The following is an 11,934-nucleotide window of genomic DNA, read 5'->3' as shown; positions in this document are numbered from 1 at the left end:
CAATTTTTTCAAGCAAAAAATATACTAACATATGGGCGTGGAAAATTCAACAAAAAAGTTTTAGAGAAAGCGAATTGGATGATAATGAAGAGAGGGGGCGAAAGGATAGCACAAGGCTCGCTGCTTTCCTTGACCTAAGATGAAAATTTATGATTTTTCCTCGGCGCAGCGGGCTCGTGACCTCCTTGTTTTTTTACTTGGAGCACATATGCTATAATCTAAAATTATGAAAAACGGGATTGGAAAGGAGGTGTCCTTATCAAGGACGCAAACTCCCCAGCACATGAGGATAAAAACGTCATCCTGTTTCCGAAAACGCTGGACTTTTATCAGATTCAGCTGACGGTGATGCTGGAAAACGAACGATACGGGGAGGCCATGGAAATCCTTCGGTTTTTGCTGAAATGCGGCGGGCAGAACGAACGTCACTACCAGGAGTGGGAGGCGCTGCTGGAGTGGCTGGAGGCTGCTTTTCCCGAATCAGCCGGGCTGCAGGGGGATCTCGGGCAGGACATCGAGGAGGATTCCGACGAAGAGGAAATCACCCGGAGAATGGTCAGCGATAAAGTTGCCCAAGATCCGGGATATACGGATAAGCTGCTGGCTTCCGTGATGAACGGCCCGTTAACCGAGCAGACGATCCTGGCTTTGGAGCAGCTGGCTTACCTGGATCGGCCGGAAATCGACGAGGCGCTTGTCACGTGGCTGAAAGAGACGCCGCTTCATCCGCTGCTGCAGTTCCGCGTGCTTCAGACGCTGCGCAAGCGCGGCGCGGAGGGAAGTGTGGTCATTACGCGGGGCCATGAACCGGCCGAGATCGATATCGATACGGTGCCGTTAACCCCGAGCGAATTTCCGCTGGCGATTACTCGGATTCTCGAGCGCGTGGCTGATCAGACTGAAGTGCATGAGCCGACATTATTTTATTTCGCCCAAGAGCTCTGGTCCCAGTTCGTCATGGCGGTATACGGTACGGCAGATTATGCCTCCATGCTCGAGGAAGACGATTCGTCGCTGGACATTTGGGCGGCGGCACTGCATGACATTGTATCAGAGAGCCTGAAGGGCATCCGCAGCGAAGAGGAGATTCGGCCGCTGTACGGGATAACGGACACCATGCGTTTCCGATATGAGCAGGCCTATCGGTCTCTCAAGGAATTTGTGGCGGCAGGCATGGACGACTAGATTATATTGGTAAACGTTTACGGTATCGGCCGGCAAGGGGTTACCCTTGAAAAAGGTGATAATGTTGTTTATACTATAGTGGTTATTCGGTACGTGATACCTGATTGCGCCAACCACGTGAATTATTTTGGAGGGGAAAGCATAAATGAAAGCAACTTGGGAAAAAATAGAGAAGAACCTTGGCGTTCTTGACGTTGAGGTTGAAGCGGAGCGCGTTGCGTCCGCCCTCGACAAAGCCTTTAATAAAGTAGTGAAAAAAGCGAGTGTTCCTGGATTCCGTAAGGGTAAAGTGCCTCGTTCGATCTTCGAAGCTCGTTTCGGAGTGGAAAGCCTGTATCAGGACGCGATCGACATCCTGCTTCCTGAAGTATACAGCGAAGCTGTAGAACAGACAGACATCTTCCCGGTGGATCGCCCTGAAGTGGAAATCGAGCAGTTCGCGAAAGGCCAAGCCTTCAAGTTCAAAGCAAAAGTGATTGTGAAGCCTGAAGTGAAGCTTGGCGATTACAAAGGCATCGAGGTTGCCGCTGTCAAGGCCGAGGTTTCTGAGGAAGAGTTGACCCAAGAGCTGGAGCGTCTGCAGCAGCGTCATGCTGAGCTGGCTGTCATCGATGAAGGCGCAGCGGTTTCCGGTGACATCGTCGTGATTGATTTTGACGGTTCGGTTGACGGCGTTCCTTTTGAAGGCGGACAAGCTGAGCGCTACTCCCTCGAGCTTGGAAGCAACAGCTTCATTCCAGGCTTTGAAGATCAAGTGATCGGTATGGCAACGGGAGATTTCAAGGATGTTGAAGTGACATTCCCTGAGAACTACCATGCCGAAGATCTGGCTGGCAAGCAAGCTGTATTCAAAGTGAAGGTTCATGAAATCAAGCGCAAGCAGCTTCCTGAACTGGATGACGAGTTCGCTAAAGACGTTAGTGAATTCGATACGCTGGACGAGTACAAGGAAGATCTTAAGAAGCAGCTGCTGACTCGCAAAGAGCAAGAGGCTCAAGGCGTTCGCGAGAACGAAGCTGTAGAGAAAGCTGCGGCTAACGCTGAGGTGGAAATTCCTCAAGCGATGATCGATTCCGAAGTTCAGAACATGATGCGCGATTTCGACAACCGTCTTCGTCAACAAGGAATGAACCTCGAAATGTTCCTGAGCTTCTCCGGGCAGTCCCAGGCGGACCTGCAAGGACAGATGAAGGACGATGCTGAGAAGCGCGTTCGCAACAACCTTGTGCTTGAGCAAATTGCCAAGGAAGAGAAGCTGGAAGTAACCGAAGAGGAAATCAACAAGGAACTGGATAACATGGCTGATACCTACAAGCGTTCTGCCGATGAAATCCGCAGCATTCTTGCCGCTAACGGTTCCCTTGACAGCCTTCGTGAAGAGCTGCTTCTTCGCAAAACGATCGACTTCCTGTTGGAAAACAGCGTAGAAGGTCCTGCTAAAGAAGCAACCGCTACTGAAGAATAATACCCGGCAGCTGCCGAAGCTGCTTTATACAGGATAAGGCACGTACATTTATGCGTGCCTTATTTTTAACCAAGAATATCCAAATTGATCCTAATTTCGACATGAATTGGATATCTTTATTCGGCATACATAATGAGACAAGTTGGCAGGATATATTCCTCGGGAAGTTCATAGAATGTAATCAGGGTTAAAAAATGACATCGTGCTTTGAACGTGTTAGAATACCCTTGTAACGCAAAAGTTTATTTTTCAAGGAAAGAAGGTTGGTCGCATGAGTCTTGTACCTATGGTTGTAGAGCAAACCAGCAGAGGCGAAAGATCTTACGATATCTACTCGAGATTGCTGAAGGACCGCATCATCTTCCTCAGCAATGCGATCGATGACGATGTTGCCAATCTTGTTATTGCCCAGCTGTTGTTTCTGGCTGCGGAAGATCCGGAAAAAGACATCCATTTGTACATTAATTCTCCTGGCGGTTCGGTAACGGCCGGGATGGGTATATACGATACGATGCAGTTAATCAAGCCTGATGTGTCCACCATTTGCGTCGGCATGGCCGCCAGCATGGGGTCGCTGCTGCTCACAGCTGGAGCTCCGGGAAAACGGTATGCTCTTGAGAACAGCGAAGTGATGATTCACCAACCGCTCGGTGGCATTCAAGGTCAGGCATCCGATATTCAGATTCACGCGGATTGGATCATCAAGACCAGACAGAAGTTGAACCAAATCTATGTGGAGCGTACCGGTCAGCCCCTTGAAAAAATCGAACGCGATACAGACCGCGACTTCTTTATGAGTGCGGAGGAAGCGAAGGCATACGGAATTATTGACGAAGTTCTGTCTTCACCGATTAAATCCTAAGGGGTGGTAAATGCATGTTTAAATTTAATGATGACAAAGGGCAGTTGAAATGCTCTTTCTGCGGCAAGTCGCAGGAGCAGGTCCGTAAGCTTGTTGCGGGGCCCGGCGTTTATATATGTGACGAATGCATCGACTTGTGCTCGGAGATCGTGGAAGAGGAGCTCGGGCATGAGGAGGAAGTGGATCTCAAGGACATTCCGAAACCGCGCGAGATCCGCGATATTCTCGATCAATACGTCATCGGACAGGAGCAGGCCAAGAAGTCGCTTTCTGTAGCGGTATACAACCACTACAAGCGGATCAACACCCAGAGCAAGATCGAGGATGTTGAACTGCAGAAGAGTAACATTTTGCTGCTGGGACCTACGGGTTCGGGTAAAACACTCCTGGCCCAGACGATGGCCAAAATTTTGAATGTTCCGTTTGCTATTGCGGATGCAACTTCACTTACGGAGGCTGGATACGTCGGCGAGGATGTAGAGAACATTCTGCTCAAGCTTATTCAGGCTGCCGATTATGATGTGGAGAAGGCGGAACGCGGCATTATCTATATCGACGAAATTGATAAGGTGGCACGTAAATCCGAGAACCCGTCCATTACGCGCGACGTGTCCGGGGAAGGTGTACAGCAGGCACTCCTGAAGATTCTGGAAGGAACGGTAGCCTCTGTTCCTCCTCAAGGCGGACGCAAACATCCGCATCAGGAGTTCATTCAGATCGACACGACCAACATTCTGTTCATCTGCGGCGGTGCCTTTGACGGCCTCGAGCAGTATATCAAGCGCCGGATCGGCAAAAAAGTCATTGGCTTTAACGCATCAGGCGAAGGTCAGAAGGATCTGAAGCCGGGTGAATACCTGACGATGGTGCTTCCTGAAGACCTGCTGAAATTCGGTCTCATTCCGGAGTTCGTAGGCCGTTTGCCAGTCGTGTCCACGCTGGAGCCGCTTGATGAGCAGACGCTCGTTCGGATTCTGTCCGAGCCGAAGAACGCGCTCACCAAGCAATATCAGAAGCTGCTTGAGCTTGACAACGTCGACCTCAAATTTGAGCCAGCGGCGCTCGAAGCGATTGCCCGCGAAGCGATCAAGCGCAATACCGGTGCTCGCGGACTTCGTTCCATCATTGAAGGCATTATGCTTGATGTGATGTATGAGGTCCCTTCGAGAGAAGACATTACCGAATGTGTCATTACGGAACAAGTTGTTAAGGATAAAGTCATTCCTGAACTTCAGTCCAAGGACGATCAGAATGACAACAAACAGGAAGAAAGCGCCTAAGCGATCCTTGCTATAGACGCGTTATAAATCAGCGCCAGTTCTCCACTCCGCCCGCTCAAGTTTATGGGAAGGAGTGGAGCTTTGGCGTATACGGGAGAGATCGTATCATGTTTTTGAGACAGGACACACGGCCCGTCAAAGTGGGGAATCTCACAATAGGGGGAAACAACGAAGTCATCATCCAAAGCATGTGCACCACCAAAACCGCGGATGTGGAAGCAACGGTCGCTGAAATTTTACGGCTGGAGGAAGCAGGTTGTCAGATCGTCCGGGTTACGGTAAACAATGAGGAAGCTGCTGCGGCAATCAAGGAGATCAAGAAACGGATTCACATTCCTCTTGTCGCCGATATTCACTTCAATTATAAGCTGGCACTGCTGGCGATCGAGAACGGCATCGACAAGGTCCGGATCAATCCGGGCAATATTGGCCGTCGTGAGAAGGTTGAAGCAGTGGTTAAGGCATGCAAGGAGAAAGGCATTCCGATTCGGATCGGGGTGAATGCTGGCTCGCTGGAGAATCATCTGCTGGAGAAGTACGGTTACCCAACTCCGGAAGCGATGGTAGAGAGTGCGCTGTATCATATCGGCATTCTGGAGGAGCTTGATTTTCACGATATTATCGTATCGCTCAAGGCTTCAGATGTTCCGATGGCGATAGCGGCCTATACGAAAGCTGCCGAGGTCATTCCATATCCGCTGCATCTCGGCATTACGGAGGCGGGCACACTGTTCGCCGGAACCGTGAAAAGCGCCGCCGGGCTAGGCGCGCTTCTGTCGCTCGGAATCGGCAATACGATGCGCATCTCGCTCAGTGCGGATCCGGTGGAGGAAGTGAAGGTGGGACGCGAGCTTCTGAAGTCGTTTGGTCTCATTTCGGATGCTCCGACGCTTGTTTCCTGTCCGACTTGCGGACGCTTGGATATTGATCTGTTCTCTATCGCCAACGAGGTTGAAGAATATATATCCAAGCTGAAGGTGCCGATCAAGGTATCCGTGCTTGGCTGTGCCGTCAACGGACCGGGCGAAGCGAGAGAGGCCGACATTGGGATTGCGGGTGCTCGCGGAGAAGGGCTGTTGTTCCGTTATGGGGAAATGATCCGGAAAGTTCCGGAAGAGACGATGGTCGAGGAACTGAAGAAGGAAATTGACCATATCGTGAAAGTGTATGAGGAAACGGGAGAAATCCCGGGCCGCAAACACAAGTCCACCGTGTAAAATAGGCGCTTTATGTATCTGCGCTGGCTTTTGCCAACGACATATTTTGCAGCGTAGTTCACTGCTGCAGACGACCTTCGGTTCAGACCGAAGGTCGTCTTTTTTGATTCGGAATTCCTCTGTGCGTTTTACCGGAAGCGTAATCGGCAATACTACCATGTATTGACGAAAGTTGCTTGAAGAATATGGAGAAACAGGAGGAATGTCTTGTGAATCTGAGTATAGTCATTATGCTGGTTCAGCTGTTTTTTGCAGTGGTCATCGGCATTTATTTTTGGAATTTGCTCCGAGGGCAGAAAACGAGTAAAACAGCGGTGGACCGGGAGTCGCGCAAGGAGCTCGACAAACTTCGCAAGCTCCGGTCTGTTTCACTGACAAAGCCGCTTGCCGAAAAAACAAGACCTCAGAGCATGGAGGATATTATCGGACAAAAGGATGGACTGCGTGCACTCAAGGCCGCGCTCTGCAGCGCCAACCCGCAGCATGTCATTGTGTATGGGCCGCCCGGCGTCGGGAAGACGGCCGCAGCGCGTGTCGTGATGGAGGAAGCGAAGAAAAATCCGCTGTCTCCGTTCAAATCCGATGCCAAATTTACGGAAATTGATGCCACGACAGCCCGGTTTGACGAAAGAGGCATTGCCGACCCTTTGATCGGCTCCGTGCATGATCCGATCTACCAGGGAGCCGGAGCGATGGGCGTAGCCGGCATTCCGCAGCCGAAGCCGGGAGCGGTCACCAAGGCGCATGGCGGCATCTTGTTCATCGACGAAATCGGTGAACTGCACCCGATCCAGATGAATAAGCTGTTAAAAGTGCTTGAGGATCGCAAAGTATTGCTGGAGAGCGCATATTATAATTCTGAGGATGCCAATACACCGGCGTACATCCACGATATTTTTCAGAACGGTTTGCCTGCGGATTTCCGTCTGGTCGGTGCCACTACCCGTTCACCGGAAGAGATTGCGCCTGCGCTTCGTTCGCGTTGTATGGAAATCTTCTTTCGTCCGCTGCTTCCCGATGAGATCGGACAGATCGCCGAGGACGCCATTCAAAAAATCGGCTTAAAGCCTTGCCCGGAAGCGGTGGAGGTTGTGAAGCGTTTCTGTACGAATGGGCGGGAGGCCGTCAACATGATCCAATTGGCTGCAGGGCTTGCGCTTACAGAGAAAAGAGATTCGCTTCGTGCATCGGATGTGGAATGGGTAGCGAGCAGCAGTCAGCTGCAGCCCCGCCCCGATCGCAAAGTGCCTGACAAGCCTCAGGTTGGCCTTGTGAATGGGCTGGCCGTGTACGGCCCGAATATGGGGGCACTGCTGGAGATTGAAGTTTCCGCCGTTCCTGCCGATAAAGGAAAGGGGACCTTTAATATTACCGGCGTGGTGGATGAAGAGGAATTCGGAGGCGGGGCGCGGAAGCTTCGCCGGAAAAGCATGGCCAAGGGCTCGATCGAAAACGTGCTGACCGTGCTCAGCTCAATGGGCTTCCGTCCGAAGGACTATGATCTGCATATCAACTTCCCGGGAGGTACGCCGATTGACGGTCCATCGGCCGGCATTGCCATGGCAACGGCTATCGTGTCGGCGCTGCGTAACATTGAGATTGACAACATGGTGGCGATGACCGGCGAGATCAGTATTCACGGCAGGGTGAAACCGATTGGCGGTGTCATTGCCAAGGTAGAGGCCGCATTTCAGGCAGGAGCGACGCGCGTGATTATCCCGAAAGACAATTGGCAGACACTGTTCGAAGACTTGCAGGGGCTTCAGGTTATTCCTGTGGAGTCGGTGGAAGAAGTGTTCTCTCATGTGTTTGGCGGCGAGCTGAAAGCTGACGTCATTCAGCTTCCGGCTAATGAGGCGTATCCGCCCGCATCGGCTTCCCTGCTTCAGGCCACGCCTCCTCACAGCGGCCAAATCACGGACGCAGGCAGCTGTTAATGCCCAAGCGGTTGGTTTTTTATACGCAGATTTGATAAAATAGAAATAGTGTCAACATTGAGAGCCATTGGAGGTGCGAAAGCGATGGGACCCAGTAAATCCAAAGGTCGTCGTTTTCCTTTACTGCCTTTAAGAGGTCTGCTCGTCTATCCTAGCATGGTGCTTCACCTGGATGTCGGGCGGGAGAAATCGGTAAAGGCATTAGAAAAAGCGATGGTGGAAGACAATTTGATTCTCCTGTGTTCTCAATCGGAAGTGAACATTGAAGAGCCGACGCAAGAGGATATTTTTCGAATTGGTACAGTCGCAAATGTAAGGCAGATGCTGAAGCTTCCAAACGGAACCATTCGTGTCCTGGTGGAAGGGATGGAACGTGCGGAGATTATTGAATATACGGATCAAGAGGAATACTACGAAGTCATTGCCCGGGAACTGCCTGAAGCAGACAACAATGACCCTGAAGTTTCCGCTTTGATGCGGACCGTGCTGTCACAGTTCGAGAACTATATCAATTTGTCCAAGAAGGTTACGCCGGAAACTTTGGCGGCCGTTTCCGATATTGATGAACCGGGACGTCTAGCGGATGTCATTACAAGCCATCTGTCATTAAAGATCAAGGATAAGCAGGAGATTCTTGAAACAATAGACGTTCGTAAACGTCTGGAGAAGCTGCTGGATATTCTGAACAATGAGCGCGAAGTGCTCGAGCTGGAACGCAAGATCAATCAGCGCGTCAAGAAACAGATGGAGAAGACGCAGAAGGAGTATTATCTGCGCGAGCAGATGAAAGCGATCCAGAAGGAGCTAGGCGATAAGGAAGGCCGTGCCGGCGAAGTTGAGGAGCTCCGCAGCCAGCTGCAGGAGATGGAGCTTCCGGAAGTGGTGCACGAGAAGATCGAGAAGGAAATCGATCGCCTTGAGAAAATGCCAGCCAGCTCGGCCGAAGGCGGCGTGATCCGGAACTATGTCGATTGGCTGCTGGCGCTGCCTTGGACGTATACAACAGAGGATGATCTGGATATCAACAAGGCGGAGCAAGTGCTGGATGAGGATCACTACGGTTTGGAGAAGCCGAAGGAGCGTGTGCTCGAATATCTGGCTGTTCAGAAGCTTGTGAAGAAGATGAAGGGGCCGATTCTCTGCCTTGTAGGTCCGCCAGGGGTAGGTAAGACCTCCCTCGCCCGTTCGATCGCAAGATCGCTTGAGCGCAAGTTCGTGCGTATCTCGCTCGGCGGGGTTCGGGACGAGGCTGAGATCAGAGGTCATCGCCGGACGTATGTTGGAGCAATGCCGGGACGCATCATCCAGGGAATGAAAACAGCCGGCTCCCTGAACCCTGTATTTCTGCTGGATGAAATCGACAAGATGGCTTCGGATTTCCGCGGGGATCCGTCTGCAGCGCTGCTGGAGGTGCTGGACCCTGAACAGAACAACACCTTTAGCGATCATTTCATTGAAATTCCGTTCGACCTGTCCCAGGTGATGTTTGTAACGACAGCGAATGCGCTGCACAACATTCCCCGGCCGCTGCTCGACCGTATGGAAGTGCTGTACATTCCGGGTTATACCGAGCTGGAGAAGCTGCAGATCGCCACGCGCTATCTGCTGCCGAAGCAGAAGAAAGAGCACGGGCTGCAGCCTGAACAGCTGGAGCTGGACGAGGAAGCGCTGCTGAAAGTGATTCGTGAGTACACTCGGGAATCGGGTGTACGTAATCTTGAGCAGCAGATTGCGGCGCTGTGCCGGAAAGCGGCGAAGAGTATCGTTACGAACGAGTCGGAATCGATCGCGATCCACGCTGACGACATCAAGGATTATTTAGGCATTCCGAAATTCCGCTACGGTATGGCGGAGCTCGAAGATCAGGTCGGAACTGTAACGGGGCTGGCCTGGACAGAGGTCGGCGGCGAGACGCTCACCATTGAGGTCACCGTCGTTCCGGGTACCGGCAAGCTGACCTTGACCGGGAAGCTGGGCGATGTGATGAAGGAGTCGGCTCAGGCTGCATTCAGTTACACAAGATCCAAGGCGACAGAGCTGGGGATTGACCCTGATTTCCATGAGAAGCTGGATGTCCATATCCATATTCCTGAAGGTGCGATTCCGAAGGACGGACCTTCGGCGGGCATCACCATCGCGACGGCGCTTATCTCATCATTAACGAAGCGGCATGTCGCACGGGATGTGGCGATGACCGGTGAAATCACGCTGCGCGGGCGCGTGCTTCCGATCGGCGGATTAAAGGAAAAGTCACTGGCTGCCCACCGGGCCGGCTACAAAAAAATACTGCTCCCCAAAGATAACGAGAGGGATTTGCGGGACATTCCCGACAGCGTGAAAAATGATGTTGAGTTCGTCCCTGTGTCCCATATGGATCAGGTGCTCGAGCATGCACTCGTAGAGCAGGCGGGAGTTCACTAGAGAGGAAGCCCTGATATATGAAAGTAACAAAAAGCGAATTTGTGGTTAGTGCTGTAGGTCCTGCTCAATACCCAGATGACGCCTTGCCGGAGATTGCTCTGGCAGGGCGTTCCAATGTGGGCAAGTCGTCGCTGATCAACCGTTTGATATCCCGTAAGAATCTGGCGAGAGCCAGCGCTACGCCGGGAAAGACACAGCAATTGAACTATTACCGTGTTAACGATGATCTGTACTTTGTTGATTTTCCGGGCTATGGGTACGCCAAGGTATCCAAGGCACAGCGGGCGCAGTTCGGCGTGATGATTGAGAAGTATCTGCTGAACCGCGAGGAGCTCAAGCTTGTGCTGCTGGTGGTGGATATGAGACATCCGCCTTCCAAGGATGATATCAGCATGTATGAATGGCTGCAGCATTATGATCGTCCGGTCTGTGTTGTGGCCACAAAAGCGGACAAGATCCCGAAAACAAAATGGCCCAAGCATATTAAAATTGTAAAAGAGACGCTTGGCTTCAAGCCTTATCACTCCCTGGTCATGTTCTCGTCGGAGACAGGGCTTGGCAAGGATGAATTGTGGGAGGTCATCGAGTCGAGAATCGGTGCTGGAGACGATCAGTCCGAAGCGCCAACCTCTTAATAAGACAAGCGTGATGAATCTCATACCATCTTTATGCAGCACCGGATCTTCTGGACCCTTTCTCAAGGGTTCAGCAGGATAACGGTGTTTTCTTTATAGGAAAGTGAGCATCTTAGTGGAAATATGAGCTGGAAACGCGCTCAAACCGTTTTTTTATGAAATATGATGAATATTCTCGTCTGGCAGGCAGGAAAGACATCCATGGTGTGCAGTATAATGTTACTAAGGATTGTTAAAAGAATTGAGGGAGATTTTTATGGCTCAGCGGTTAGCCACAGAGTATGTAAATGCCACGATGCAAATGCCGGATGTTCAAATGGATCAATTTCTGAAGTGTACCAGTGCTTTCCGGGTAAGTTGCCGGGTGAAAGTATTGGATGCCGGAGAGCAGGAGATCGTGCTCGAAGACGAGAGCGGGGAAGAAGTTCATTTGCCCTTCGAGCGCAGAAATGGCTTGTATATCTGTGAGCTGTCGTGCCGATTGGCCGCTCCTAGGTTGACCAATGCCGTACGAAAGCTGTTTGCGGCCTATAAAGGCTCGGGCACAGTGAATCGGGTGTATCACGGCTTCGTAATGAGCTATGAATACCTGAACGGGATCGTGCAGAGAATCACCCAGGTTGCTGGAAATGACAGCATCGTCATATATGAATACAAGAATACGGCTGGAGAACTGCAGCGTCTGTTTAACAGTACAGAGGCGGAGAAAGAGATCGAGCGGATTCACCGGCATATTAATGAGCTTCTTGACGCGCGGATTATAGCGGGCAGCGACCGGAGTCGGGTAATGCAGATTGATGAGCAGCTGCGAAGCTATAATCAGCGGTTGTTCGTGCTGGAAGCCTGATTGGCAAGCGGCAGGCTCGCAAGTCGTCTCGAAGTCGGCGGATAACTTTCTTTCCGATTGGCAGGCGAACAGACCTTGGACACCA

At 51.5% G+C, this 11,934-nt stretch carries 9 protein-coding genes; all 9 read left to right on the top strand.

The features are described from left to right. The first annotated feature begins 348 nt into the window (after positions 1–348). The 9 genes from CHH75_RS21740 to CHH75_RS21700 all read left to right on the top strand — a co-directional run bounded on the left by CHH75_RS21740 (position 349) and on the right by CHH75_RS21700 (position 11,849). The gene (locus CHH75_RS21740; protein ID WP_095267765.1) at positions 349–1,185 is read left to right on the top strand and encodes a hypothetical protein; all 837 of its coding nucleotides are present in this window, start codon (positions 349–351) and stop codon (positions 1,183–1,185) included. A gap of 145 nt (positions 1,186–1,330) precedes the next feature. Beyond that, positions 1,331–2,650 (top strand): trigger factor, encoded by a 1,320-nt coding sequence (gene tig / locus CHH75_RS21735; RefSeq protein ID WP_095267766.1) that lies wholly within the window; start codon positions 1,331–1,333, stop codon positions 2,648–2,650. A 271-nt stretch (positions 2,651–2,921) separates the two neighbouring features. After that, on the top strand, positions 2,922–3,512 hold the full coding sequence (gene clpP / locus CHH75_RS21730) for an ATP-dependent Clp endopeptidase proteolytic subunit ClpP (protein WP_095267767.1): 591 nt from the start codon (positions 2,922–2,924) through the stop codon (positions 3,510–3,512). Between the two features lie 14 nt (positions 3,513–3,526). After that, positions 3,527–4,792 carry an ATP-dependent protease ATP-binding subunit ClpX gene (clpX, locus tag CHH75_RS21725; RefSeq protein WP_095267768.1) on the top strand — a complete coding sequence of 422 codons (1,266 nt, stop codon included), beginning with the start codon at positions 3,527–3,529 and terminating at the stop codon, positions 4,790–4,792. A gap of 107 nt (positions 4,793–4,899) precedes the next feature. Next, complete coding sequence (ispG, locus tag CHH75_RS21720) at positions 4,900–6,009, top strand: flavodoxin-dependent (E)-4-hydroxy-3-methylbut-2-enyl-diphosphate synthase (RefSeq protein ID WP_095267769.1); 1,110 nt, start codon at positions 4,900–4,902, stop codon at positions 6,007–6,009. A gap of 230 nt (positions 6,010–6,239) precedes the next feature. Further along, the gene (gene lonB, locus CHH75_RS21715) at positions 6,240–7,946 is read left to right on the top strand and encodes an ATP-dependent protease LonB (RefSeq protein WP_445670824.1); all 1,707 of its coding nucleotides are present in this window, start codon (positions 6,240–6,242) and stop codon (positions 7,944–7,946) included. An 84-nt stretch (positions 7,947–8,030) separates the two neighbouring features. Continuing rightward, entirely contained in the window at positions 8,031–10,367 is a 2,337-nt protein-coding gene (gene lon / locus CHH75_RS21710) for an endopeptidase La (RefSeq protein WP_095267771.1), read from the top strand. A 17-nt stretch (positions 10,368–10,384) separates the two neighbouring features. Then, positions 10,385–11,002: a ribosome biogenesis GTP-binding protein YihA/YsxC gene (gene yihA, locus CHH75_RS21705; protein ID WP_095267772.1), complete on the top strand. Its 618-nt coding sequence runs from the start codon at positions 10,385–10,387 to the stop codon at positions 11,000–11,002. A gap of 256 nt (positions 11,003–11,258) precedes the next feature. Beyond that, positions 11,259–11,849: a non-ribosomal peptide synthetase module gene (locus CHH75_RS21700; protein ID WP_095267773.1), complete on the top strand. Its 591-nt coding sequence runs from the start codon at positions 11,259–11,261 to the stop codon at positions 11,847–11,849. The last annotated feature ends 85 nt before the right edge of the window (positions 11,850–11,934 follow it).

The organism is Paenibacillus sp. 7541 (assembly GCF_002276395.1).
Taxonomy (GTDB): domain Bacteria; phylum Bacillota; class Bacilli; order Paenibacillales; family Paenibacillaceae; genus Paenibacillus_AQ; species Paenibacillus_AQ campinasensis.
Note: the sequence above shows the minus strand (reverse complement) of the source record. Positions and strands in the feature narration are given on the sequence as shown.